We start from the raw sequence: 26,828 nt of genomic DNA on the forward strand, positions 1-26,828 counted from the left end.
TTGTTGTTCAGCAAACGGATCGATTACTTATACTCGCTGCTGTTAGATTAAGCGTAGTTTCATCGTAATCTTTTTTTAGAATTCAATATAATTATCCTACAAAATTGGTTTCCAATGTCCATTCCAATCTTCTTAGCCATTCATTTTTCACTTCTTCATTTGTGTACTTTATCCGATCTAAAACATTAATTACTCTTGAAACTGAGTATACCTTCACTAATTCATTGGTAATCTTAAGATCTGAAAATTTACTATACGCATTAATAAAAATCTCAGACAACTCACGAGCGAAGTTTGGATAATGTAAATGTACAAACCATATTACCCATGCGACATCTTGCAGTGGATTCCCCCAGCCCGCCCACTCCCAATCAATAATAGATATTAATTTATTAGATAAAATTGCATTATGCGGCCCATAATCTCCATGGATTAAGGTTTTCTCCCCTATAACTGATACATTAAGTATCTGTTTCACTTGTTCCTTTTGATCATTCGATACATAGTTAAGAGCATCAATATCAATATTTATTAGTTCTATGATTGGCAGGTCAAAGTCAACCTCTCTCCATTTTAATGAGTGAATATCTTTTGCAAGATGAATTCCAAGTAACTTGTAGATTGCCTTAGCTTTGCGAATGTCTCCATCATCAAGAAATATCTGGCTGTTAATTCCGTGCACATAGTCCATAATAATGTACTGTGAATCGTTGTCTTCAAAATAATCATGAATCTTTGGCGACACACCTGAATTATTCAATAGGGTTAAACAGTTAATTTCTGTTATCGCATCACGATTATGAGCATTGAAAATCTTTGCTACGACCAGAGGATCTGATCCCTCAAGTAATATACTGCTGTTGGTGTAACCTCCGGTAAGCTCAGTCAATTTACGATATTGAAATTTATGTAATAAGATGTCATGCACCTTCAAATTCAGCCTTCTTTCTTTATTTTTAGAATCACGACTTGGAAAATGTTTTAAAGCGTTTGCATTTTTTTCTCATTGGATCTTCGATTTCACGAGATATCACTTATTGTTCATCAATATAATTTAAAACTTTATTTAAATACATCTCTATAGGTTGTGACGAATCAACAAGCAAACATGGAATATCATTAGGTCTCTTACTTTCATTAATATTTTTTCTAAACTCTTCTTCAGATGTGCCCGAAATCTGACTTATCATCCGTTCTCGATTTTGTAATCTTTTACTTATTTCATGATAGTCATTCAGGTAACATTCAACGTACTTATATTTAGCATTATACTTCTTACTTAATGATGAACCTCTTTCAATCATCTCAGGATAAAAGCATGGGCTATCGAATATTACGTCATAGCTTTGGGAGAGATAAAACTCTATCAGGGCCCAATCAATATTATATGAAGTCATACCTAGAACTTTTAATTCTAAATTACTATTCCCAATGGATTGTAATATGGAAGACTTTGAGATATCATGATCAATAATTATGGCACCCGTTATTTTAGCGATCCGTCTTGAAAGAGTCGACTTACCAGAACCAGGAAATCCCGACATTTGAAGAAAAAACATTGATGAACCCACCTTTCCCTACGAAATATCCAATTCATATTTAACTTGCGTTTTACTGTGCCCTTCTATGGTTTCGATCATTTCTTCTATTTCTTTAAATCCACTTTTCTCATAAAATGCCCTTCCTCTATGATTCTCTTTCCCTACCCAGGCAAACAGTTTATTTATTGGCTTTAAAACTTGAGTGAATCTCTGAATGAACTCTTTACCTATTCCCATTTTGTGATATTCAGGGCGTATATAGATTCTTAGCAATTCGTATTCTTCTTCTTTCACTTGTCTTGTTTGAGCATATCCAACGACTTTGCCATTAAATTCAGCTATTAAAAAATGCCGTTTGGCACTTTGAAGCTCTCTCTCGACAGATCGACTTAAATTCTCATCTGAATATGCTCTACTTAGAAAATTTTGTATGTAGGCTTCGGAGTATATGCCTTTATAAGTATAATTCCATGTTTCTTGAGCTATGGATTGAATGTGTGGGATATCCTCATTTGAGACAAATCTAATTGTAATCATCAAGTTATCCTTCTTTCGTTTAGTTATTAATGCACTTTATAGTCTTTCTTAAGAAATGCATAAATGGCATTATCAACAAATCGATTCTTCCAATAAAAATTTTCCTTCAATATGCCTTCTTCTCTGAAGCCGATTTTCTCAAGAACCTTTCTTGATCCCACATTCTCTGGTTCTACAAATGCTTCAATTCGGTTTAAGCCAAGCTTATTAAATCCATATTCAATTACCTTTTCAACTACCTCGGTCATAAAACCTTGATGCCAATATTCTGGTGTTAGTTCATATCCAATGACAGCTTTATAATGATTTTTCATCCAGCCATGACAGCCACATGTTCCAATTACTTTGTTTTCCGACTTCAAAGTGATTCCCCAACGAATGACTTGACCTGTTTCATATCTTTCATTCCATCTTTGAATTAATTCTTCTGCTTGTTTAATGGTTGTAAAACTCTCCACATCATAAAACTTCGTAACTTCATCCAATGAAAAAAATTGAAATAGTTCTGTGGAATCATTCTGTGTTAGCTCTCTTAATACAAGTCTTTTTGTTTCTAATTCGGGAAACTGAGACATTTTAGTTCTCCTTAATGGTTTAAGTAGTTTCACTCAGCGCTAACCATATTATTACATATATGAAGTAAATCAAGCAAAAAAAAAACAGATGGTCTCTCATCTGCCCTGAAATATGGAGAAAGCCATGCTTCTGATTTAAAATCCCCCTCCATGCTCTTGATCTTAATTTTCCTCGACTGCCAATCTCCAGTCATTACATCGTATGGTAGTCCCAATAGGGTATTCAAAATCACACTCGCCAATATACGAAAAGCCCAGCTTGCGACAAATGGCATTTGAAGCGGGATTCTTGGTTTTAGGAAAAGCGTGAATGAATTTATGTTTCTTCTTTTCAGAACGGATAGAAGCTATGGCTTTTGCTGTTGCTTCTGTCGCTATTCCTCTACCTTGATATTCCGACAAAACACTCCAACCTATCTCGAAAATAGATTCCTCTTTCCACGTCTGATCCCAATACCCTACACTACCCACGACTTCAAGATGCGGAAGTAAGAGAATCTTAAACATTTTCCCTGTTCCATTTTGGGCGATTTCATAATAGCGCTTATGACGAGCTAGAATTTTCTCCTCAGTCTCTGGTCCTCCGAAGTGTACTGTCATCTCAGGCGAATTTAATCGGCGATGCAAATCTAGATCTCCTTCGTCCCATAGTTCAATTCTTACCTCTGACGCATTCCTTTGTTCCATCTCACTCACCTCACTGTTTTTATTTGTAACCAAATTTAGAGGAAGAGATTTACTATTCTTAATTCAATTATACCAGAACATATATTCTTATCCAGTAAAAATATATCATTATCATTTAAGCCAAGTTCACGGTTTATAGATCTTCTATGTACTTACAGACCAAATTCCCAAATGTTTTGATATCCTCAAGATAATTGTACCCCAACGGATTTTGTTCAGTCTGATTATACATTCTTATCGCTACAGTTTTACACTTAGGAATGACAAGACAGGCACATCCAGTGGCACCCAGAGACTGAAAAGAACCGTCTGGAAGTTTATCACCTAATTCTGTATTAGACCGTGGTTCATCTTGCACAAACCAAAAAAAACCGTTTCTCGGCAATTGTTGTTCCAGATCAGGAGGACTAATTATAGTGGTTGTTTGCTCAAATATTTCTTTAGGAAGTATCTGCTTCCCGTTTATAGCTCCCTTATTCAAATGCAGATAACCCCAATATGCCAGTTCCTTTGTGCTCATAAATAAGTTGGCTTGGTTACCTTGATCATCCTTATATTGTTCATTAAGCCATACTAATTTTTCATTATTTTCCTTTCTCCATCCTGTTTGGCTAAAGCCCATAGGTGAGAATAAACGCTCTTCGAGTAATTGTGATAATGGGATTTTATATACTTTCCGAATAATCTCAATAAGCAGATTAACACCTGTATTATTGTACTTCCAGTCGGTTCCTTGAAGAAACAATCTATTATGCAGATCACCTAAACCATGAGTGTGGGTTAACAAATGTCGTATTGTTATATGCCTTAGTGCTTCCCTATCTAACTCATTCAAGTAGTCCACAACAAGATCATCTATACTTCTGACCTTACCTTCATATAATGCAAGACTAATAGCAAATCCTAAAAATGTTTTTCGAACTGAAGCAACATTAAATTGTGATTCCTCATCAACTAATCGACTATGTTTAGAATTGTCATGTACTCCTGAGTACCATTCATTCACGATACGATCATTATGAATAATATATGTCGCAGCAGCGGTAGCAGATATTTTATTCTTTACCTGTGAGACATAATCATTCAGTTCAATGAATGCTTTATTATTTGATATTTTTAGGTTAAGCAATGAAAGGTGCACCTTCTTCACTATGTTTATTGTTGTTGTTTTTTCTTCATGAAATTTTCAAGTTCTTCCCTTGTCTTTGGGTGTAATATTATACTTTCAGATGTCATCATTCTTTCTGGTAAATTAGTTTCTTTAACTTTACGCCCCCATTTTCTTGAGAAAGCCCGCCAGTCACATACCATTTCTATCAAATATTTCTTTGGCATTGGTAAGGCTTCTCTAGTATTTTTATTTACTATCCAATATTCCCAGTGGTGTTTATTATGATTTTGATGGTGCAGCCAAGCATTCTTCCACATCACCTCGGTATCCTCGTCCTTCTGATTTGAATAGAATTTACGTGCATAAGGAAAAAATTCGTTAGGAGAGAATTTAGACATGTCATGGATTATTCCTTGAAGATATAATCCTTCTGTCCAACATTCGATAAGAACGTTTAATTTATGATCCAAAACATAAAGAAAATACCGCCAATATACTAGGAGGATAGTGACCATCTCCTTCGGTTTTAAAGTTACTTACTCAATTTAGAAACAATCGGTATATATTCCCCGTCAAAATGAAATTGATAGCTGTCGTCTATACGTATATATCCGTAAATACAATGTTCCCTATCCCTGTAAAAAACGCTGGAAAAGTTTTTATTGTCTTTGTTACCTTCTGCAACCAATAATCGGTTTCCCTCACATGCCAAAACAATTCCAATATGATCATGAGAATTATCGGATAGAAGCTTTTCAAAAATGACAATATCACCACGCTTTGGTTTAAAACCCTGGTATCCATCTTGATATAAAAAATTTGTTTCAGGTAGCTGAGCCCAATCTAACCACGCGCCAACCCCAGCTAATCGATAATTGTGATTCGGGTATCGAATAGGGAGTATGATGCCAGCCTGCATACAGCAATGATATACGAATGCGGCACACCAATTTGATTCCAGTACTTTATAGATATCCGAGTCAGGCCAGTACTTGCATATTTCCCGATAGCCTTCATCCTCTGGAATTCCCATAACCCTTTGACCTGCAAGCGCTTCCGCAATTTCAGCCAAATTAAGACGTCTATCTTCAGTTCCTCTGTTTATCGTTCTTTTGTTTATCGTTCCTCTGTTACTCTTGCACTTCACCTCTACCTGTTCGATCGGAATCCCTAATTCAACAAAACCTTTTTGTAATCTATTTATCTCAATATCAGAAAAAAGATCCTCCGGATTCTGAACATACATCTGTATAAGTATGGCGTCTTTAATAATTTCTTCATACGGTCCATGGACCCGATGTTTATCTTTTTGATAAAAGATCGATCGAAGAATGACAGATAGCTCTTCGTCGGTAAAGATTTGGGTGCTACGCAAAATCGGTCTTACCGAATCTGCACTGTTAGGACCAGGGAAGTATTTTATGCCGATTTTATAGAAATAAAAATCATGGAGCAACCCTGCGATCGCAGCAATTTCCGAATTTTGTTGTCTTCGTATGGCAAGTAAAGAAGCAAAGCTAGAAACCCCGAAAAGATTAAACAATGCTTCTTCATTCTTGGAGGTATTCACTGTGGTAAGTAGCGTTTCAAGAACAAGAGCACGAACAAGTTCAACCCGTTTAAGCTTTTTCTCAGAAATCAAACTTTCGCCTCCTGTCACTAAATTAGGTTTAAATAGCTACTACCTTAGGTCGGCTCGCGTGTCGTCAGGATCAAATTCCTAGATTGTTAATTGAACGACAGAGGCATAAGCCCAATCGTAGAATTTAATCTCAGATGATGCGATGCTTTCTATAAAAAAAACACTATTCCGATATCCATTCATTAGCTTTCAATCCATAGATTATTCTATCTAGAAACCTTCCATTGATATACTCGTAATCTCTTAGTTCACCTTCACGTTTAAACCCTAATTTCTCAGGAATTGCACGGCTCTTTAAATTGTTTGTAGCTACTCCTATTTCAATTTTATTTAATTTCAGTTCGTCAAAAGCATGATTTATTAGTACTTTAATAGATTTAGTAATTAATCCCTTACCCTCATATTCTTTACCTAGCCAATATCCGATTTCAGTTTTTTTGTTCTCTTGATCTAGATATAAGTAACCAATAGAACCCACAAGTTTATCCTCACTCCATATTCCTAACCAGTAACCCTCTTCCTTGGCATATCTTATCCGTGTTCTTTCTATAAAGGTTTTTGAATCATCCGCTTCTACAGTAATACTAGGAAACTTCAACCACTCACCTATATGATCCCTATTACTGTTAATCAAATTATATAATTGTTCTGCATCTTTAATTTCCAATAGCGATAAATAAGAAGATTCATCAATTTCATATTTAAACATTGTTTCGCTCTCCTTTATTTCTATGTATTGTCTGATATAGCTAGCTGAGCGTATCTACTAAAGCAACTCCACAAAATCCTACAGCAGACCAAGGCTCCAATGGAGCCGCTGCTTGATTATAATGTTAAACGACAAAAACACTTCTTGAATCTACCTTCGCTATCTATTTTCTCCAGGTACATATTCAATCAAATCAGATAACTTGCAGTTAAATGTATCGCATAGCTTAAATAAGGTTTCTAATTTAGTTGTTTCTATATTGGTTTCCCGGTATAACTTATTGATTGAATTCCTACTTAAGCCGGATTTCGCCATCAATTCTGTTATATCATCGATTCGATGTTCTGCCATGAGTCCTCTTATATTGCACTTGATTACGGTCATCTTTTCCCCTCCATAATTCCATCTTATCTCCCATATCAGCAATCATCAATGAAAAGAGAACTAATAACTCTATAAAGTTAAAAATCCACCTTGTAATTAACTCTTTGAGGTTATATAATAACTCTATAGAGTTAATTAGGAGGAGTGTCAATGGTTAATACATTAGATTCACTAGTTGAACCACTTATAAGAATACGTCTGGAATTACTCTACACTGAACTATCAGAACAGTTTCTTGCTTTGATAACAAAGGTTACAGGAAACATCTTCGCTCTTTTTACGAGATCATTATTTTCATCATGCAGTTGGATTATTTCCTGATCGGTTTCTTCAATCATTTGTTCAATGACAAACCCTGCTTTCGCTAACGCATTGATATAGGTTGATAGTTTACGATCAGACAAAGTTAGCTCGCCTTGAACAAAATCAGGAGCGACCGAATACCAAGATTCATCAAAATAAGACTTGTTAAAAGAAAATCTATTATTTTCTTCAACAACACATTTGTGAATTGGATGCGACCAACTGAAAATAAATATGCCATCTTTTTTTAAATAAGAAGCGATCCGACGAAAAGTTCCTTCAAGATCGGTTGTCCAGCCTACAGCGTAAATCGAATAAACAAAGTCAAAATAATCCACGGGAATGTTACATTCTTCTTCCATGGGAGAACAGATCAATTTTGCTGAAAGACCACACGTTTTCAAATGTTGCGTTGCCTTTTCAATTTGTTTTTCCGATATATCCATCCCCCATAGTTCCGCTGCTTTACGCTCTCCCTGATATTGCAAAGACTGACCATCTCCACAACCAATCTCTAACATCTTTTTTCCTGAGACATCGCCAAAAAGTTGGCATTTTTCCTCTGTTACAAATGCTCCATAAAAAGGAAGCACGATTGCTCTTAAAAAGTCATTTCCCTTTGTATCCCAATAGGAGCTGTTTGTTTCATAAACAATATGCTTATTCATCCTGATAACCCCCTCTTATAATTTTATTTTTGTTCGTTGCGCATTCGTTTTAACTAATGCCTCTTCGCAATCGATCTTGCAGTGAACACTCCTTGAGCAGCAAAGATTTTGTTTTAATTGTCGAAACCATCATTGAATTAACTTACGAAGTTCTTCTCTAATCTCATAATTCAAACCACTCTTTCGAGAGGCTTAAGAAAGTATCAGATCTTATGCCAATAGAAAGTATAATGAGAATGCTGTTGAAAGCCTATTGATTTATAAAAAGAACTATCCGAAATAACATATGCTTTTTCAACACCTAAGGAGTGACCTCTTTTCAAGGCTTCCAATACCACTGCTTTTCCAAGCCCCTTCTGCCGATACTCTGGAATTGTACATACAGGTTCAACATAAACATAATCCGTTTTCTGACTGTACCATAAGCCACAATAAGCAACGTACTCTCCGTCTTCATTTTCAGCAACAATATGTAGGAATGAATTCATATTTCTTGCTGACAACATTCTTTTTTGCTTACATATAGTAGCTTCATCCGTAGGTACAGATCCTTCGTTGTCAAATGCCTTCCATAACAAATGATGAAGCTTATATAAGTCATTTTCTATATCTATATTTTTTAGTATTACGCCTTCAGGAATTACATAATCAAGGCTAACATTCTCTAGTGTAAGTTCAAGTATGTTTTCAGTCAGATCATTCTCCACAAACTTTTTACTGCGCAATAAATCTAGAGTGTGAGTATCGTTGTCATTCACCGCAATCCCAAGGCCATTTTCATTACTGAAAGTAGCTATGGTATATTCTAATATATCTTTTTCCAATTCTTCAAAACCTTGTTTTGTAGCAAAAAATGCTTCACCAAAATAGTGGTCATAGGTTGCTATACCCACTAACTCGTCATTACAATACCACAACCCGATCTTATCCATTAAATCTCGATTGAATTCAGGATGATAAAACATCCACTCCCACCTTGCCCAGTTCCAATTGATATGCCTACGGTCATCTGTTGATAATTCAATCAAAAAATCACAAACTTGTTCATAGAAAGAATCATTGAAATTTCTGAAAGTAATCTTCATTTTAATCCCCCATATAATATATATTTTTATGTCTTCATAATAAAAACGAATGGCCACCCCATACTTCTTCCTCACTTCAATGAAAGTTTGAAGTGTTTTGCTTTCTTGAACTGATATTTCCAATCATTGTTTTTTGAATAGTGATGTGATAATCATTTGAGCACACTCTTCCGGCGTATTCAAACTCGTATCGACTGAAAAGCTATAACGGATACGTTGCGACATTATTTTATTTTGCTCATCAGATTGATCTTCTCTTCTGTCACCACGTTCTATATTTCGCTTACGACAAAGATCTAATGGGCAGTACACCTCAACGATCTCCAAAGGATAGCCATCAAATATATCTTGGACTTTGTCATAATGTGGCTTTAATTCCGGTCTTTCAACAAGTATCCCATCGATTAAAACATTCTTTCCATGATCCGAAAATAATTTTGCTGTATGATACATTAGAATGATTGCTTCACTTAAATACTTCCAGTAGTCTGTTTGCAAATGTTTATCACCAATCGTATTTTCAAAAAGATCATTGGCCACAACATAAAAAAAGGGTTCATCGTAATTTTGCATCGCTTCTACGATTGAAGTTTTACCTGAACTGGTTACGCCATTCAGAAATATAATTTTCCCTTTATCCATTTTCTCATCTTCCTTTGCATGGGTTATGTTTGAGTGTCTATGATTCTTCGAATTGCAAAATACATAGACCTGTATGAAATTTTGAGTTTTTAATAGGTCGAACCATGGGGCCAACAAGCTCCGATGCGTGAATATAATACAAATACCAATTCCCTAAAAGATAACTACGATCCAGAAGAATAGATCTATTCCATGTTCAGCTCCTGTATTATGATCTACTAAAAATGCACTTCCCAACTCTGCCTTCACTGATTCAACCAGTATTTCCAGTAAAAATTAATTACTCTGATCATCAATCGATTTACCATATCGAACGAGTATATGCCACATGTATTTTAATTCCTGAAGCACTTCTTCGTAATTACCTCTGTCAGACCAGAGATCAGGATTGCGTTTCAAATCGTTGACAGCATTCCCGATCACACTTGCGTCGATGTGACCATTCCTTGCAATTCGCTTCGCTAATGATGGCATGGTTGGACCCCTAAAATCAGAGGGCACTTCCTCTGCACGCATCGCAAATCCCATATGCCAGAATAGTTCAATGGAATATTTGATACAGATTTGCTCTAAGTAATTCCCTATTTCGGTTCCTCTGAACGATGGATCAGCAACCAAAACTTCCACATCATCTTCAAGATATATATCTCCATGAACTTGAGTTTCGATGAAATGGTTAAGATTTCGATGTGGGGCCAGTTTTGACGGATCCTCTAACGGACGTTCCAGATTGTACAATAGCTGATCTATCAATTTTTTAGGAGTAAGATCTTTTTCTCCTATAGCATAATCCCGAAAGAAAGCATCCGTAAAAAGCGCAGATAAAATAGCGTCTAATTCCTCATGTGTCCCCTTTTCCTTTGGAGCATCTTGAGATCCTCCGTAAGTGAACGTACAGCGATGTAAAGCATTCGGTTTTAAAAGAAAATAACAAGATCCGAATCGTGGAGACGGTCCATCCGGATGTAACAACAAATGAAGAGCTCCATACTTTGGCCTTTCAAAGTTGGTTACACCCTCTATCTGATAAGCTCCGTCAAATAGTTCTTCCTCCCAAAGATCCCGTGCACCACCTGAATAAGCCGATACGCTCCCATTGGATATGAAAGTCTCGAACTGACTTTTATAGATCCCTTGCTCTAATAAAGATTGAGCCACACTTTTCATATCTACAACCGGACGATCCGGATGAAAATGCAAAGCCACCCTTGCATGGGATTTAAGTTTATGAACTGCTTCTTCAAAGGTGCTCCAAGGAATATTTGATAACTGGAAAATTTCTTTGAGTGATGCTTGAGCTTCTCTTTTTTGGGATCTCGCGCAATGACTTATATATTCAATTGCTGCGTTCTGAGATCTTGTAAGTTGTCTGTTATTCGACATAAGAATCACCCCCTTTTTCTAAAATTGAGATCTCAATCTACTCTATAATAGTTTTTGACTAGACTTAGAATTTCATCTATTTTGTTCAGCTTTCTGGTATTCATGACATCCTACTGATTTAAGGCTCCTTTTAAGGGCCGACCGCGATGCGGTTAGTTGGTGCAGATGTATTTGCTAAATTCGATTCACAGTCGGTTGAGCGTTGACCAAGGGCCGCTGATGTTAGGCGTAGTTGTTGTCTTCTTTAAAAAACTTACAAATTACCATTTTACCAACCTTTTGATATGATTAGTGATTCAATTTGTGCAGTGTGATGGCGGTTATGCCATATAAACCTTTGAAGTGCTATATCTAATGTTATTACGCCTAGAACTTGGGTTCTTAGCTTCCTCTGAAAGTCATCAGGAGTTAGATTATTGAGAAGAATAATAAAGCGTTCGTGGAGTATTTCTAGCAGTCGAATTGAATTTTCAATTGGTATATTCCTGTAATCTATGAGTTCTGCCCATAGGTCTTCTCGATATGAATTGGCTAGCGGCTCATCTTCAGTTAATGCCCTCTTAAACCTGATATAGGCATTCATATCATTATCAGCTAGATGATGAATGATTTGATTTATAGTCCACCCATCAGGACGATAAGGTGTATTTAGTTGATCAGAGTCAAGGCTCTTGTATATTTTATTTAAGGTATTTGTAATTAGTGGAATCTGATGAATTAAATTTGATCGTTCTTTACAAGTTAGGTTATGACGTGGACTAAATTGTCCAATGGGATACTGCTTATTTGTGTCCACTTCAATTATTTCTCCTTCCTCAACAGTCAGAAATTAAGCATAACATCGTTGTATCTACTCCCCAAAAAGATTAAAGTAGCGTATTCGACTGGGTGGATCGCCACTTGGCATCACAGGGTTGTCTGCCTGATCATACATCACCGAATTGCTTCGTGGGGGACCAAAGGGAGCTTGTCCTCCGCAGCGTGAATGCGCTATCAAGTGATGTCACATTCCTCCTTGATGACCTTAGGTGATCTAATCATTCCACATTCTTGTTACTTCTTCTAATTCTAAGTCTTCGAATTGCATTTTATAAATATCTGGTTTCTTTAATTGATTCAAAAACTCCAAACCAAAAGCTGAATCAAAATGATTCATCATCAAAGTCATTACAAGACCATGAGTTCCGATGGCTATTTTCTTCCCTCTGTTCTCTTTTAGAAAGGGTTTTAGAACTGAGATTGCTCTTTTCTGACAATCAGCGTTGGACTCTCCACCCGGCAAGGTATAATCAAAATCGTTAAAACTCTCTCTGATACTAGACATTAACTCTGCATTTTCAATATTATAAGATGCAAAATGTCGTTCTCTAAGATCTTCAAATACTTTAATATCTAACTTTAAGTTTTCGGCCAATCCCTCAACACTCAGAATTGCTCGAGTATAAGGACTTGATATAATCATGTCTATTCCTTCACCTATAAGTAACTTCGTTACTTTTTCAATATCGATCTTTCCTTTTGGGGTAAGCCCTCTTGTTCTTTCATTTCCTTCGTTGTATGGTGATTCTCCATGCCTAACCATATAGATAATTGTCTTCATACAAGCCTCCTTTAGATGCTTTCATTAAATGTCACACTATGATTTCACATAAAGTTGATATATTCGCGACGTCCATTCCCCCCTGTATTCATGACCCAGCGAATGCTGGGGTGTCCGACTCATTGTCGGATTCAGGGCGAATACCTGCAGCGTGAATATTATGTTATATGAAGTACCTAATCTCTTTAAATTAACTCACAAAAGATTGTTCAAATATGGTTATATTTCTGTTCCCTTCTTCTGACAGTTCAATCCTCACTAAACTCATTCTTTCTATGATTCCTTCCATAGGTTCAAATTCATTTACTACATCATGAATTCCCTTAGCGATCGCTTCTCTACTTAATTGTGTTCCCAGGGTACAATGTGGATTCCATTGATTTGGGCTATAATATATACTCGCTTGATTATTATATTTGTCTAACTTCTTATAATAGTCCTTATGTATACGTTGAAGTTCGTCCGTTATGGTCGGCGCTAAAAATATCGTTCCCGAGGTCGGAAAGGTAGCTACGATATCAAATCGTAAACGAAGAGGAGAAACATTATCAAAATAGATTTGCAGTTTTTCTTTAAATCCTTCCAAATTGGATATATCCTTATATACAGCAAGCGTGATATGGGGACTTAAGTTCTCAAATCTATTCATAAAATGACTGATTCCCTCTTTGTCAAAATGCATCCATACTTTTCTGACGTATTCATCGAATTCTTTGTTGAAGAATAATTCTACAGCATACAAGCGAACCCTCACCTTTCTTTTTTATTCCTATTCATTGCACAATCGTATGACTAAAGACGCAGCTTGAATGCGGTGTTATAAAATGTTGGCGTCCTCTTCGAGTTACGTTCGAATCACTTCAAAATTCCATGTGGTAGACAGGCATGTACCCCTTTAACCCCATTTACAATTTGCGTTATACGTAGATCAACAACTGAACTCCCTAAAGCAATAGCTTCAACACGATTTAAACCATACAACTCCCCCATCAAGGTAAGCATTCCATCTAAAGCTTGAACGGTTGCTTCATTAAGATCTTCATGAAACCCAAAAGTAACCCAATAGCTCGGGGGTTTAACAGATCTATCCCTTCAATCAAATTTACAGTTATATCAACAACTTCCATGGGACATTCAATAGCTTGGCAACTGATTTCTCCATCCCCTTGCAAAGCATGTCCATCTCCAATAGCAAGGTAACCCCCATCGACAGAAATAGGAAGATACAATTTGCTGCCTTTCACAAGCTCTTTACAATCCATATTTCCACCAAAATATAGTGGTGGCCAAGTAGAGTGAATTCCTATGTCATCTGGAGGCATTCCAATAACGCCCATGAACTGTCGTAACGAAACTGAGAAGGAATTGCCATTGATTTCACATACTCCCACCATGGATTTATTATCGAGTTTCCAATCAAGGCTAATTTCCTTATATTCGGTCAAATGTAACTTCTGGTTTTGCCAATTAGGATATTGACCTGCAGCAGTAAAACCATATTGCCCAGGTATAATATCATTAAACTCAACCTCTAAAGTCATGCCTTTCTTAGCACCTTCAATATAAATAGGTCCCACCATGGCGTGACCTCCATCCATTTTCTCTTTTCTTGAAAATGGCTTCCTTCTTTCACTATTACTTTTCCCGGTACCCCAACCTGCGTCTAATGTTTCAAAACGTATGGAATCACCCGATGACACCGAAAGGATAGGAGTTACTTCTTTAGTAAATGAACCAATTAGTGATTCTTGGGATAATTCAATTTTGTGCACTACCATAATATCGCCTCCAATGGGCTTATTATCTTTAGGCCAATTTCGTATGACGTTTCGTATTTGCGATGTCACCGACGTAAGTCTCCGTCAGGAGCCCCGTGATGCAGTTAGTCGGTGAAGATGTGTCCGGCTGCTTTCACTTCCTCGCTACTGAAAATCTAGCCCCGAATATTCCTCTAACTTCTGCCGGACCGAGGGGCAAATGCCCCGAAGCTTGAATATGGTGTTATCAGATAGATTAGCCTTCTTTGATATTACCCTCAAGATGTTTGGTACAGTTATGCAGTTCACATGTCCATTGATTATCTATTTTCTTTAAAATAGTTATTGATGTATTGCCAAAATCTTTTGTAGGAAAATCAGGAACTAAATTGATAAAGTTAAATTGAATTAAGGCACCATGAGAAACCACCAACACCTTTTCACCTTGGTGCTTCATCATTATTTCTTCTAAAAACTCTTCACCTCTCTTTTGGACTTTCTCAATCGGCTCAAGTCCAAGATCTAATTCTATCCAACCTGTTCCCCACTTTTCTATTCGTTCCTCTTCAGTAGTACCTTCAATCAATCCTCCGGACCTTTCCCGAAGACGATCATCAAGGTGAATATCAACTCCGATAGCACTCCCTACAATAAGAGCAGTTTGCTTTGCTCTTGCTAAAGTACTTGAATAGATATGATTCCAATCTTCTGATCTTAATCTCGTTGCTAAAAGTTCTGCTTGATTAATCCCATCCTGATCCAGCGAAATATCAGAGTTACCCTGTGCTCGTCCTTCTTTATTCCAACTCGTGCTGCCATGCCTTATCAGTGCTATAGTCGCCATATAGTGCTCCTTCAAATTTAAAATATAGATTTGCGTATCTTTACGATAACGTTATTTCATTCAGGAGCCCTCACCGCCTTAAGGAAATCTGAGAGGGTTAGATAGATCTTATCTTAGCCTCCCAGATCATCCGGCCGCGATAGCGACCCTCCGCGTGAATGCGGTGTTATATAATAATGCTGGCCCCTTCTTGAGATACTTACAAATTCTCTTTATATTGCGGTTAATCTTTTGGTTGAAATGCCCCTAACTCATTTCCAAATGGGTCTGTAAACTTAATTACCCATCCAAACCCATGATCTTCATATAGTCTTATCTTTACATCATGTGTTTGTAACGTTGTGTGTAATAATTCAATGTCCTTTGTTAGAAACATAAATGATGGCATAGGAAAACCATCATTGGACAACCATAATGTCTTATCATTTTTCGAACTGAAGTGAAGCATCAGTACGGGGCCTGAATTGAATTTCATCCATGCTGCGTGAGGATAAACTGTCAGTGTTTCTAACCCTAACACTTCACTGTACCATCCTACTGCCTGATCAACGTCTTTAACAGGTATTTGAACATGATCAACATTCTCAATCAAGTTATTCAAAGAGCTTCCCTCCTGGGTTTCGTGTTTTTCAGGGTTTAGCCAGTTTCATATAACGTTCTTGTATTCACGAAACGAGCCAGACTTAGATAGCACTTATCTTAGGCTGACTCGTTTGTTGTCTGAGTGTTCTTCCATGATTATACATCTGACAACCAAGGAGTGGTAGCCCGCAACATGAATACATTGTTATGCGCAGTTACTGTCTTCGAGGCATCACCTATTAACCTTTGATCAAGATTCCAACTCTATTTTTTACTTTGGTATAAAAACTCAACTTCACCATCTAGCAAATATCGATATTCAAATAATTGCATTGTTCTTTCCTTAATTCTCTCCCGTATAACCGTGCCTAGGCTTACCGATCCTTGTGATCCAAGGTAACCATTATTAATAAATGTCTTCTCTACAAATTTTGTTTCCTTTAAGTGATACTGTAACCATTCTTTCTGCGATTCGATTAGTGCTTCTCTTGGTTCTCTATCCAACTTAGAAAGAAGCTTTTTATATATTTGATTCAACTCTTTATCCCAAATCTCTGTATATTTGCTTTCCAACGCCCCCCATCCCATTGCTGTAATAATCTCTTTGGAATTTTGAGCTTCATTAAATTCCACTTCATAATCATGATCTATAGGATTTCGAAGCATCTCATCATAAAATTCTCCTTTCAATTCATAGTTCCCAATGCTCATGGATAAAACATCATTGTTAGAAGGATCTGATCGACCTTCCGTTATTTCTTTCAGTTCAGTTCCATTACCTGTACTCACTACATCAGGAGGCAGTTCAGAATTCATTATTATTTTAGTTTCGCTATTCAAAGTAGTCGATTGACTGCTATTTTGACAAGATGAAAACATTATCGTAATAAAAAATAAGAAGAGTATCTTACCTTTCATAAATTATCTCCTTAAATATTATCTTTAATATTTATCGGTAATGGCGCGTAACGTTTCTGTATTCATGAACCCCAAAGGAGTTGTCTGCTGTAATGCCTCTTCACAAAATCCATCCCCGTAGACCAAGGCTCCGTAAGGAGCCGAAACTTGAATATGTTGTTAGGCACAGTACCCTCTTCTTTAAGTAGCTTATAAATCTCTATCCAAAATCTATTTAGTATGTTTCCGTCTTCTTCTATAAAATCTTTATCCCTTAATCCGCCATTCTTAATAATTGTCTTTTTTGATGCTTCATTAATATCATCACATACTAAAAGCACCTTCAATATTCCCAGTCTTTTACTTTCAAATAAAGCCAGTCTTAAAAGCTCTGAAGCATATCCCTTCCGCCTTTCCGACGGTCTGATTCCATAGCCAATATGTCCTCCACTATGAAATAGTTTATCTGTCAATTCGTGTCTAATATTTACTGCCCCTACAACCATCTGATTTGCTACTAGCCAATAAGTTGAATTGGCAACAAAGCCATTTATATTAATGCCTTGTTTGTTATTGTTAAGCCATGTTATCATGTCTTCAAAGTTTTCTGGATCTTTCTCAATCACCATGGAACCATATCTTCTCCACTTTGTTTCCATTCCTGATAAAAACTCAAATAGGAGTCTTTCAGTTCAATACTCGGATTAGATAAAACCAACTGATCGTTCAACAGCATTGTCTCCTTTCCATTGCATTTAGGGTGTTACGCCTAACGTTCTTACATTTACGAACCCGAGAGGCTTAAGGCGCAAACGCGCCGGGTCCGACGGACTTAGCCTCGCAGGGTTGTCTGCCTGATACGACTTCCTCGAAATACCTCTGGCAATCCAAGGGACGTTAGCTCCACAGCGCGAATACAATGTATCCGATGTTTTCGTCCCCTTGAGCTACCTACAAAGTCTTTCCACATTCATTAAGTACTTTATTTACAAATTCGGTCTTCCCATCCGTATAAGACTGGCGATTTTCTCTATATTTAATAACCAGTTCTTTCTTTAGATTGGCATATTCGACTACAAATTCGGGATTGCTAATTAATGCATCTCTGAAGGATATATGTCTTAATAACTCTTTGCTCTCTTTATTACAAACATATAAATGATGTTCAGGTTTCTGTATTTTTACTATACTATAGGGAACATTTGCATCTTTTCTTGCAAAAGCTTCTCTGTGCTCAACACCCAAATTCCCTTCATGATAGTAACCTAATCTTTCTAATCCTTGAATTACATCTGGAAGCAAGTCCATAGAATCAATTACTACATCAATATCTAAAATAGGTTTTGCCGCTAGTCCAGGTACTGCTGTACTACCAACGTGCTCAATTCTAAGTACTAGATCCCCGAGTCTATGTTCTATGATGGATTTCAGATCAGAAAACATTTCAGACCATTCAGTGTTGTAATCTTCAATAATTATTGTTTTTTTACTCATTCTTGAGATGCCCCCAAAAAATAAAGTATTTGTGAAGATTTCAGCTAATGTTTCTGTATTCACGACGTCCATTCCCCTTAGATAGCTCTATCTAAGGGAAATGGATGTATCTGCCCGATTCTTCTTCCTCGAAAACACTCCTGGCAGATCAAGGGACGAGTGGTCTGCAGTGCGAATATTTTGTTATATGAAGGATAGCCGTCTCGAACAACTCACAAAATTACTTATTGCCTTCGTTAAAATATGTTATTTCATATCCATCTATTAATCTTCTTAATCCATCTTTATAATAAGGCATTAATTTTTCAGCCTTCTCTAATTCAATCCAAGCTATCTCAGAAATTTCATTAGGTCTAACTATTTCTTCATTCCCACCGATTACCTCACCTTTAAATGTTATAAATATTACATGTTCTTCTTTTTTCGGAAATTTACATTCATTTACTGCCACTATTCCATGAACTTTAATATCTAGTCCAGTTTCTTCTTTAGCTTCCCTTATCGCTGCTTGGTCTAATGCTTCTCCTCTTTCAACAGCCCCGCCTGGAAGTGACCATCGGTCACTAGAATCATCTACATTCCTTACCATTAATATTTTGGAATTGGTTGGATCAGTAATTAAGGAATAAGCTACATCGACTCTGATCATTGTGTTTGACTTCCCTTCTGATTTAGATCTGAATTACCGTGTTCACGACGTCCCACCGACTTAAGCGAACGATATTTAGCGGCCGCGATGTGGTTAGTCGGTGCAGATGTGTCCACTGAATCTGCTTTACTGCTACTATAATCCCGTCCCGAATCCACTTCTAAATTCTGCGGGCCAAGGGGGCGTAGTCCCCCGATGCGTGAACATTGTTATGTTTCAGCCTTCTTGAGTTTACCCAAGGGTTTCTCTTATTTCAAAAATTCTATTATTTCCTTGTTTATAACATCCGCTTGTTCATGATTAATCGCATGTCCAGCGTCTTCAATGATCTTGTACATAATATTGTTATCTTCTAATCTCTTAATTGCTTTCGGATAATTTGATAATCTATCGTATTTGCCAATTAAGAATAACACCTTATCTTTTAGAGCAAAAATTTCATGATTCGCATGTATTTCTATTTTGTGCTTCATCATTGATTGATTGTTAAAATATTTCAACAAATAATACCAATGCTTCATTAGATCTTCATTCTCTTCAAAGACAGAATAGTTTGGACCACTTAATTTTCTCAATAACTTTTTGCAATTTTTCTCCGTTGGAAATAAAGCTTCTGGTAGAAATGCAGTCATCATTTTGGATATAACTTCAAACTGACTCGAAGGAATCCTTCCAGCCATGCATATCGCCTTTTCAACTTTATTTGGTCTCTTTAATGCGTAATAATAAGATAAATATGCACCATAAGAAACCCCAGCAATATTTGTTCTATGTATTTCTGAGCTAGCTAACAGTTCGTCAATCCATACTATTTGATTGAAATGCTTATAATAATTGTCATTTGGTTCGCTTTTTCCTGAACCTCCTACAGCATCAACAGCAATTATAAAGAATTTTCCCGACAACATTCTAATATTGTAAATCCACATCATTGCTGAATTATCAGCAGTCCCATGAAAAAGTAATAGTGGAGGGAGTGTTGGGTCTCCTACTCTAATAATATGCGTACTACCAAATGTTGTTTCAATATCCTTTTCTTCAAAATCGATTCCCCATGATTTTAGTAATTTATCGTAGGATTCATAAATCAATTGCTTACCTACTGATTTATTATATCTTTCCATCTCTGTTCTCCTTTCATATTCATGATTTGCTGCAATTTCTTATAACGTTCCTGTATTCACGACGTCCCACCAACTTAAGGCTCCGTCAATAGACGACCGCGATGCGGTTAGGTTTGCAGTGTTGTTCGCCAGAACCCCACTTCTCTGAAATCCCTCGGGCGAACCGAGGGCCGAATGGCACGATGCGTGAATATGTTGTCCCGACTTCTTCGATCCACATCTACATTCTCATTTCATTGCACTCTACAAAACTGTTATTTTTCTTTATAGTCATTTGCTGCCTCTTTAATTTCTTCATTTTTTGAATTAATTCCCAATTCAATTCCCCAATTTAGTAATTTGGGAATTGCCTCTGAAAGTAGCTCTAACAATCTACGATACTCCCATTCATCATCAAGACAAATTGCTGTTTTAGCTACATTAGGAAGATGTTCTATTAGCCAATCAGAAGGAATTGTTTTAATCTTTTTCCTGGCTATTTCAATTGGGTGGGTATTTTGTGGCTGGCAAGCCCATTCAATAAGGATAGTGAGTATTTTTATTCCAAGCCCCGTAGGGATACGTTCAATATCTTCTAGTCTAGTTGATATATTAGGAGATATTTGATTAATTTCATAATCTATTTTCAGTTCTTGCCATGATGCCATACCATTATTCATCATCCTTCCCTCCTAATACATTCATCCTCAATTGGAACTTAGATCTCCGGGATTGCATATAACGTTATTGTACCTACGAACCCTCACTGCGTTAAAGGAGCATATGCGACTGGCCGCGACGCGGTTAGGCTGTGCATGGTTGTCTGCTGATTCCCTTCTTCGAAAATTCCTCGGCAGACCAAGGAGCAATGCGACACGGCGTAGATATCGTGTTATGTGCTGTTACTTGCCCTCTTCGAATTCGCCAATAAAGTTCTTGCTTTATAAAATATCCAGGTACTAGTCAATGACTCTTTATCTTTGTGAACTGCTACTTTATTCAAGAAAAAAAAATCTGATAAGGATACGCTTATCTTGGCTATTGGTGTTACAAATTCATTGCAAATCCACTCATCAAATTGCACTTTCCCATGTCCAGACATATGAAATTTATCTCTAGGTAGTATGTACAGCATGCCATCCGTCCAAGGATTATTATTAATTGTAGATTCATTTATCGAATAATAATGATACTTTTTGTTTCGCCCTATAATACATCCATTTCGAAAACTCCCAATTAATGCACTTCGATTAAATACTGAATAGAAAATAGACCATAATGGTTCTGTCGTTGCAAACACAGCTGTCGTTAGTTCATTGTTGTACAACGTCTGCTTACGTGGTTCAAATCTTTCAATATTGCCATCATTAGAACCGTGAAACACGTATTTTCCATTCAATGATAAATAATGTAGAAAACGGTGCTTGGGGTATTGTAAAGAATAATCAATTAATCGTCCTTCATTAACTGATTTTGATAACTCTTCATATTCTTCAATCTCTTCCTTAGTAAAAACAATGGTGGGAGATTGATACATTAATATCGATATAATAACTGAAATCATCTATGGAAATATCCCTCCCCATTAAACTTGTAAGTAATTGCAGATAACGTTTCTGTATTCATGAACCCCAAAGGAGGTGTCTGCTGAAATTCCTCTTTGAAATCCAACCGCAGACCGACGCTCGAATATTATGTTAAGTGAAGTTACTGCTCTAATTTCTTTAATTCAATTTTTTGTTTTAGGTTTTTTGAGAACTCTCGTATCGAATTCTCAACATTTCCTGTATATTCTATTTCTGTTGCCATCTCAAAGATCTCTTCTTCTAAAATCTCTTGTAAATCCTCTATACTACATGTCATTTCTTCTCCTAAAAATTCTTTTATAACTGCTTTTTGTTGGCTTTCAAAAACCAAAATCCATATCTTTCTACACTTCTCTTCTGCTCGCTCCATTAATACACGTAAAGAATCTTCGGCTTTATTTACTGATTTGATTGCATTGTTTAATTTCGCATCTTTTACATTGCCTTCTTGAGATATTTCCACCCAACTAGCTGGATAAAAACATTCAAGACTTTCATCTAAATTTGAATTCAAATTTGATAATCTTCCCCAATACTCACAAAAGTCTACGTACTCCGCAGTAATCATCTCAATGGCTTCTATCCAATCTTCTTTTTTATTGAAATCAAATGGTGTGCTTCGATGTTTCATCCCAAGTATTTGATTTAGTTGTTTGATTTTTGTTTGTTGGTCTTTTGAAATAAACATATGTATCCCTCCGTAAATAAGACTTTAGTAATTTGTGTTCAGACGTCCCACTCCCTTAAGCCCGAAGGGTGGACGCGATGCGGTTAGGAAGTTGGATGTGTCCGGCCGATTCCACTTCCTGCTGTTGAATTTGTCTCTTTGAATTCACCTCTAGCTTCTGCCGGACCGAGGGCAAATAGCACGATGCGTGAACATGGTGTTATGTGGAGTCAGTCACTTCGTTGAATTACTTATACATTGATTTTTGAAATCTTTCTTAGAATTATTCTTATAACTTCTTCTGTTTCTTTATTATCTGTGTCAATATGTTCTTCAAATTTAATATCTTTAAATGCAATTACACCCGCGTTTGTTTGCTTCTGGTACCAAACATCAAATTTATCTCCACGTTTTTCAATTCGTTTTTTGATTGTCTCTTCTGATGCTAAGAGGCAAAAATGAAAAGTATCTCGATCAATACTTCGAAATCCATTTAATATGTAGTTGAAATTTTTAGACTTATAAATTGTCATTGGAACAATAAGATGTTTCTTATACCGATTCATTAATTCTTGAGCTGTCTGTACTACAAGTATTCTCCATAGTTCTATATCCTGAAAATCATCAGTTCGTTCTTCTTCAAAGTAGATGTCTTCTGTTATGATTTTTCTCAACATATATCCAATTTCTTCAGGATCATAAATCATACTATTAGGTATTAGAGGCTGCAACTTTTGAGAAGTCGAGGTCTTTCCGGATCCAAATGACCCATTAATCATAATAATCAAGTGATCACTCCTTCTGGTTTAGGTTTACATTAAGCACTTGAATGATTTCACATAACGTTCCTGTATTCACGACGCGAGCCGACCTTAGATAGCTCTTATCTTAGGTCGGCTCGTGTGTCGTCCGGGTTATCTCCTATGATTATACATCTGGACGACCAAAGGGCGTAAGCCCCGAAGCGTGAATATAATGTTAGGCGATGCCGCATTGAACTACCTACAAAAATCCATTTCAATATAAGGGATATCATTCTTGATATTGTTCAAATAAAATTTCAACGCTTCTTTGTCCCAATCACTCCAGTTGTCATAATTATGAAAATTATAACTTCTATAAATCGCTGAAACTACTCCAAACTGCCTAAGATTAATAAAATCAGGTATTAATTTTAACCATGCTTGATCAATTGTATTTTCTTTTACATACCCATCCATGAAATTATTATAATACCTCTTGGTTATCTCTAACCTTTGTTTTCCATCTATTACCCAAGGGATCGGAATTTCATAGAATAAAGGAATAGCAATATCACTAACAAACCAACTGTATTCGGCTTCATCAAAATCAATAAAGACTACATCATCGTCTACGTTCAAATAATTCCCATGATTTAAATCTCCATGGATAATCCCATATGAATCAGTATTCTTGGGAAGCCGGCTGAGTTCATTTTTCAGAATTTCGTATTTGTCAATTACATAAGAAAGTTCCGCGGGTAAATACTTTTTCATATTGATAAGGAACTCTTTTTCATGCCATTTTCTCCTATTTAAATCATCTATTGGATTTAATTTCTTTGAAAGATTATGCATTCTTCCTGTATAATTACCAACTATTTGATAGAATAAATTGCTTTCTTCAGCAATTCTAGCCTTTCGTCCACTAGAAAACTCAAAAGAAGTTGCATAAAATTCCCCATTATCTATTTTCTCTACAAATTCCCCATCAATAGAGTTCACAGCTTTTGAAACAGATACATTATTTTTAGACAAGTAATTAATAAAATCAATTTCAGATAAAATCTCTTCTTCACTTCGATGTGATTTATGTGTTACCCGGAGAACAACACTTGTTTCATTTGACTTCCCAAAATAAACAAAGTTTTGGAACCCTTCTAAGTCTTTAAGACTTGATTCAACAATATTAAACTTTTGAGCCGCCTCATTAAGCACTTTCCAGGTAAAAAGCTCTTTAACATGCTTTTCCATAAAGTTTCTTCCTTTCTCTTCGCAATTTCGCCTAACGTTTCTGTATTCACGACCCGACGTACGTCGGGTGTCCTGCGAATGCCGGGCCAAGGGCGTATGCCCGCAGCGTGAATATTATGTTAGCTGTAGTTCAAGACTTCATTGTAATACTAATAGTTCCTTCAGGCTCATTAATTCTATGGTAAACAAATTTTACTGGTTTACAGTATTTAAGACTATGATTGTTTGCAAGCAATCTACACTCTTCACATGCTTCATCTGTATCGGATATTTCCCATATTTCATGGAGTTCTTGTAAAATAGTAATGGGTATATGCCTACCATCAGTAATTTCCCTTCCACAAAGTGTTTCAAAATGGTACTCAATTAGTATTGTCTTTTCCAACATTATCTTTTTGATTTGTTGATTGATTTTATTAAGAAATCTATGTAATTTAATAAAGTCTATAATTAAATACCTCAATTCCTTTATAGGGTGATCTGGCAATATGAAACCATCATCAGGCTGTAACATGCCATTATCACCATAGTAATGAAAAATTAGTTTGCCGTGTGGATCGCCATTATGTGCAAAAGTATTACGCAAATAATTTCTTACATACTGATGAAACGCTCCATTACAATATTTCTTTAACTCTTTAGCCAATCTTCTTTGATAAGGTTCTCGAGAACTTCTCATGGATCTTATAACATCCCAAATAGAAAGTTCATCACGCTTAAGACCTAGAGCATATGTTTCATTCAACAATTTCGCATACATATCCCAAAGAACCAATTGTCTATATACTGCATTCTCTAAATGGAATGAATAACTATCCCTATTATCAGTTTCTTCAATCGGTATTTTTATCTCTTGGGCAAATTCAATTGCATTAATTAAACAATATTCGTAATGCCTAATGAGTTTGTTCACTCTAATGACCCAGTTCAGTCCGTTCCTTACAATAAAAAGGTCTGGTGACATCATCAATATTTGCTCTTCTTTGTACAATCTATGCTCTTGAATTAAAGTGAATTTATTAATTTTTTTTAACATCAACTGATAATATTTTTGGTCTCCACCCTTCATTATTCATCCCTCATTCCATATTTCTTGAATTTCAGCTAACATCTAATTTATGTACTTCGTAAACACCACACATTTAAGTCAATTTCTGAACTACATACATAATAAACCATATTGTTCCATTTGCGAAGGTACTACAACAAACAAAAGAGCAGCCTGCACCAGGCCACTCTCCCCTTACATATTCTATTACTATCTTAAATAAAACCCTTTACTTCGCACCACTACTCCATACCACTCTCTCACTCATTGCCTTATGCTGCGCAATCAAGCAGAGTTCCGCCGCTTTGAACGCATGTTCCTGTGTCATTGCAATCTCTGTTCGATCCAGACAGTCCCGGATCAGTTCACCGAAGAATGGATAACCGACCTGTCCTTTGACGCTATAACGGTATTCCCCTTCATGGTTAACCAGGTACACCTGATCGCCTTCAGACTCTCTGGCCACGTCGATATACTTGCGCAGCTCAATGTATCCGTCCGTTCCCAAAATAACCGTTCGCCCATCGCCCCAGGTACCCAGACCATCCGGTGTAAACCAGTCTACCCGGAAGTAACCGGAAGCCCCGTTGTTGCCGATGAGTGATGTTTCGCCAAAGTCCTCCAGTTCCGGGAATTGTGGATGATTGAAGTTATTCACCCGACTGAACGCCACTTCTGCATCCGTACACGAAGCAAAGGTCAGAAACTGCTCGATCTGATGACTTCCAATATCACAAAGGATGCCGCCATACTTTTCATGCTGGAAGAACCATTCAGGCCGACCACCCGCATTCAATCGATGCGGCCCCGTTCCCATAACCTGAACAACCTTGCCGATGGCTCCCTGTTCGATCAGTTGTCCGGCATAGATCGCACTTTCTACGTGCAGACGCTCACTATAGTAGACCATGTACTTTTTCCCAGTGCGTTTAACCTCTTCACGCGCAAGGGCCAGTTGATCCAGTGTAGTAAAAGGGGCTTTGTCCGTAAAATAGTCTTTACCTGCGGCCATGACTCTCATGCCGAGTGGCGCACGTTCCGATGGTATGGCTGCTCCGGCTACGAGCTGCACTTCGTCATCGGCAAGTACATCCGCTTCAGATGCCGCAATCTGTGCCTGCGGGAACTGTTTCCGAAAAGCCTCGACTTTAGCTGGATCAGGATCGTATACCCATTTGAGTGTTGCCCCAGCCTCCACCAGCCCGCCAACCATACCGTAGATATGTCCATGGTCCAACGCCACAGCAGCAATAACAAATTCACCTGGACCGCATACGACCTCTTTTTTCAGACTCTTTGGTGCATAAAACATGCCGTCTTTAGCCATACCTTCTCCACCT

Annotated in this window: 31 protein-coding genes and 1 pseudogene; all 32 read right to left on the reverse strand. The window is 36.9% G+C overall.

Going from position 1 to position 26,828, the window contains the following annotated elements; translation table 11 throughout:
- Nucleotides 1-91: 91 nt before the first annotated feature.
- A complete protein-coding gene (locus HW560_RS26115) occupies nt 92-928 on the reverse strand; it encodes an aminoglycoside phosphotransferase family protein (protein WP_257032070.1) in 837 nt (278 codons plus the stop codon).
- Nucleotides 929-1,034: 106 nt separating this feature from the next.
- The gene (locus HW560_RS26120; protein ID WP_179265118.1) at nt 1,035-1,559 is read right to left on the reverse strand and encodes a P-loop nucleotide/nucleoside kinase family protein; all 525 of its coding nucleotides are present in this window, start codon (nt 1,557-1,559) and stop codon (nt 1,035-1,037) included.
- Nucleotides 1,560-1,577: 18 nt separating this feature from the next.
- Nucleotides 1,578-2,078 (reverse strand): GNAT family N-acetyltransferase, encoded by a 501-nt coding sequence (locus HW560_RS26125; protein WP_090896351.1) that lies wholly within the window; start codon nt 2,076-2,078, stop codon nt 1,578-1,580.
- Between the two features lie 26 nt (nt 2,079-2,104).
- Nucleotides 2,105-2,653 carry a GNAT family N-acetyltransferase gene (locus HW560_RS26130; RefSeq protein ID WP_179265119.1) on the reverse strand — a complete coding sequence of 183 codons (549 nt, stop codon included), beginning with the start codon at nt 2,651-2,653 and terminating at the stop codon, nt 2,105-2,107.
- 162 nt (nt 2,654-2,815) lie between these two features.
- Nucleotides 2,816-3,340 carry a GNAT family N-acetyltransferase gene (locus HW560_RS26135; protein WP_179265120.1) on the reverse strand — a complete coding sequence of 175 codons (525 nt, stop codon included), beginning with the start codon at nt 3,338-3,340 and terminating at the stop codon, nt 2,816-2,818.
- Nucleotides 3,341-3,473: 133 nt separating this feature from the next.
- Nucleotides 3,474-4,469, reverse strand: coding sequence for a serine hydrolase domain-containing protein (locus HW560_RS26140; protein ID WP_179265121.1), 996 nt, complete (start codon nt 4,467-4,469; stop codon nt 3,474-3,476).
- A gap of 26 nt (nt 4,470-4,495) precedes the next feature.
- The gene (locus HW560_RS26145; protein ID WP_257031443.1) at nt 4,496-4,966 is read right to left on the reverse strand and encodes a DUF5662 family protein; all 471 of its coding nucleotides are present in this window, start codon (nt 4,964-4,966) and stop codon (nt 4,496-4,498) included.
- 17 nt (nt 4,967-4,983) lie between these two features.
- Nucleotides 4,984-6,093: a CHAP domain-containing protein gene (locus HW560_RS26150; RefSeq protein ID WP_257031444.1), complete on the reverse strand. Its 1,110-nt coding sequence runs from the start codon at nt 6,091-6,093 to the stop codon at nt 4,984-4,986.
- Nucleotides 6,094-6,256: 163 nt separating this feature from the next.
- Nucleotides 6,257-6,802 carry a GNAT family N-acetyltransferase gene (locus tag HW560_RS26155; protein WP_090896333.1) on the reverse strand — a complete coding sequence of 182 codons (546 nt, stop codon included), beginning with the start codon at nt 6,800-6,802 and terminating at the stop codon, nt 6,257-6,259.
- 159 nt (nt 6,803-6,961) lie between these two features.
- Entirely contained in the window at nt 6,962-7,186 is a 225-nt protein-coding gene (locus tag HW560_RS26160) for a helix-turn-helix domain-containing protein (RefSeq protein WP_090896328.1), read from the reverse strand.
- 209 nt (nt 7,187-7,395) lie between these two features.
- Nucleotides 7,396-8,157 (reverse strand): class I SAM-dependent methyltransferase, encoded by a 762-nt coding sequence (locus HW560_RS26165; protein ID WP_179265122.1) that lies wholly within the window; start codon nt 8,155-8,157, stop codon nt 7,396-7,398.
- Between the two features lie 203 nt (nt 8,158-8,360).
- Entirely contained in the window at nt 8,361-9,299 is a 939-nt protein-coding gene (locus HW560_RS26170) for a GNAT family N-acetyltransferase (protein ID WP_257031445.1), read from the reverse strand.
- 66 nt (nt 9,300-9,365) lie between these two features.
- Entirely contained in the window at nt 9,366-9,884 is a 519-nt protein-coding gene (locus HW560_RS26175) for a phosphotransferase-like protein (RefSeq protein ID WP_179265123.1), read from the reverse strand.
- 276 nt (nt 9,885-10,160) lie between these two features.
- Entirely contained in the window at nt 10,161-11,267 is a 1,107-nt protein-coding gene (locus tag HW560_RS26180; protein WP_179265124.1) for a DUF3626 domain-containing protein, read from the reverse strand.
- A 268-nt stretch (nt 11,268-11,535) separates the two neighbouring features.
- Nucleotides 11,536-12,063 (reverse strand): YfiT family bacillithiol transferase, encoded by a 528-nt coding sequence (locus tag HW560_RS26185; protein ID WP_179265125.1) that lies wholly within the window; start codon nt 12,061-12,063, stop codon nt 11,536-11,538.
- A gap of 237 nt (nt 12,064-12,300) precedes the next feature.
- Nucleotides 12,301-12,867 carry a histidine phosphatase family protein gene (locus HW560_RS26190; RefSeq protein ID WP_090896295.1) on the reverse strand — a complete coding sequence of 189 codons (567 nt, stop codon included), beginning with the start codon at nt 12,865-12,867 and terminating at the stop codon, nt 12,301-12,303.
- Between the two features lie 190 nt (nt 12,868-13,057).
- Complete coding sequence (locus HW560_RS26195) at nt 13,058-13,609, reverse strand: 2'-5' RNA ligase family protein (RefSeq protein WP_090896292.1); 552 nt, start codon at nt 13,607-13,609, stop codon at nt 13,058-13,060.
- Between the two features lie 265 nt (nt 13,610-13,874).
- Complete coding sequence (locus tag HW560_RS26200; protein WP_306459219.1) at nt 13,875-14,645, reverse strand: acetamidase/formamidase family protein; 771 nt, start codon at nt 14,643-14,645, stop codon at nt 13,875-13,877.
- A 235-nt stretch (nt 14,646-14,880) separates the two neighbouring features.
- Nucleotides 14,881-15,468 carry a histidine phosphatase family protein gene (locus tag HW560_RS26205; RefSeq protein ID WP_090896287.1) on the reverse strand — a complete coding sequence of 196 codons (588 nt, stop codon included), beginning with the start codon at nt 15,466-15,468 and terminating at the stop codon, nt 14,881-14,883.
- Nucleotides 15,469-15,691: 223 nt separating this feature from the next.
- Nucleotides 15,692-16,069, reverse strand: coding sequence for a VOC family protein (locus HW560_RS26210; RefSeq protein ID WP_090896284.1), 378 nt, complete (start codon nt 16,067-16,069; stop codon nt 15,692-15,694).
- A gap of 245 nt (nt 16,070-16,314) precedes the next feature.
- Nucleotides 16,315-16,968, reverse strand: a complete 654-nt coding sequence (locus tag HW560_RS26215) for a lysozyme inhibitor LprI family protein (protein WP_090896280.1) — start codon at nt 16,966-16,968, stop codon at nt 16,315-16,317.
- Between the two features lie 194 nt (nt 16,969-17,162).
- Nucleotides 17,163-17,683, reverse strand: a pseudogene (locus HW560_RS26220) (GNAT family N-acetyltransferase); the annotation flags it as partial.
- Nucleotides 17,684-17,898: 215 nt separating this feature from the next.
- Complete coding sequence (locus HW560_RS26225) at nt 17,899-18,504, reverse strand: GrpB family protein (protein ID WP_257031446.1); 606 nt, start codon at nt 18,502-18,504, stop codon at nt 17,899-17,901.
- Nucleotides 18,505-18,661: 157 nt separating this feature from the next.
- On the reverse strand, nt 18,662-19,090 hold the full coding sequence (locus HW560_RS26230) for an NUDIX hydrolase (RefSeq protein ID WP_179265126.1): 429 nt from the start codon (nt 19,088-19,090) through the stop codon (nt 18,662-18,664).
- 248 nt (nt 19,091-19,338) lie between these two features.
- A complete protein-coding gene (locus tag HW560_RS26235; protein ID WP_179265127.1) occupies nt 19,339-20,214 on the reverse strand; it encodes an alpha/beta fold hydrolase in 876 nt (291 codons plus the stop codon).
- Between the two features lie 254 nt (nt 20,215-20,468).
- Nucleotides 20,469-20,876 carry a hypothetical protein gene (locus tag HW560_RS26240; RefSeq protein WP_179265128.1) on the reverse strand — a complete coding sequence of 136 codons (408 nt, stop codon included), beginning with the start codon at nt 20,874-20,876 and terminating at the stop codon, nt 20,469-20,471.
- A gap of 209 nt (nt 20,877-21,085) precedes the next feature.
- Nucleotides 21,086-21,757 (reverse strand): hypothetical protein, encoded by a 672-nt coding sequence (locus tag HW560_RS26245; RefSeq protein WP_090896266.1) that lies wholly within the window; start codon nt 21,755-21,757, stop codon nt 21,086-21,088.
- A gap of 143 nt (nt 21,758-21,900) precedes the next feature.
- Entirely contained in the window at nt 21,901-22,467 is a 567-nt protein-coding gene (locus HW560_RS26250) for a hypothetical protein (protein ID WP_179265129.1), read from the reverse strand.
- 230 nt (nt 22,468-22,697) lie between these two features.
- A complete protein-coding gene (locus HW560_RS26255; RefSeq protein ID WP_244192865.1) occupies nt 22,698-23,225 on the reverse strand; it encodes an AAA family ATPase in 528 nt (175 codons plus the stop codon).
- A 219-nt stretch (nt 23,226-23,444) separates the two neighbouring features.
- The gene (locus HW560_RS26260) at nt 23,445-24,440 is read right to left on the reverse strand and encodes a phosphotransferase enzyme family protein (RefSeq protein ID WP_090896256.1); all 996 of its coding nucleotides are present in this window, start codon (nt 24,438-24,440) and stop codon (nt 23,445-23,447) included.
- A 130-nt stretch (nt 24,441-24,570) separates the two neighbouring features.
- Nucleotides 24,571-25,509 (reverse strand): Cthe_2314 family HEPN domain-containing protein, encoded by a 939-nt coding sequence (locus tag HW560_RS26265; RefSeq protein WP_090896251.1) that lies wholly within the window; start codon nt 25,507-25,509, stop codon nt 24,571-24,573.
- Between the two features lie 208 nt (nt 25,510-25,717).
- On the reverse strand, nt 25,718-26,815 hold the full coding sequence (locus HW560_RS26270) for a Gfo/Idh/MocA family protein (RefSeq protein WP_179265130.1): 1,098 nt from the start codon (nt 26,813-26,815) through the stop codon (nt 25,718-25,720).
- Nucleotides 26,816-26,828 lie beyond the last annotated feature (13 nt).

This window comes from Paenibacillus sp. E222 (assembly GCF_013401555.1).
In the GTDB taxonomy this organism is placed as follows: domain Bacteria; phylum Bacillota; class Bacilli; order Paenibacillales; family Paenibacillaceae; genus Paenibacillus.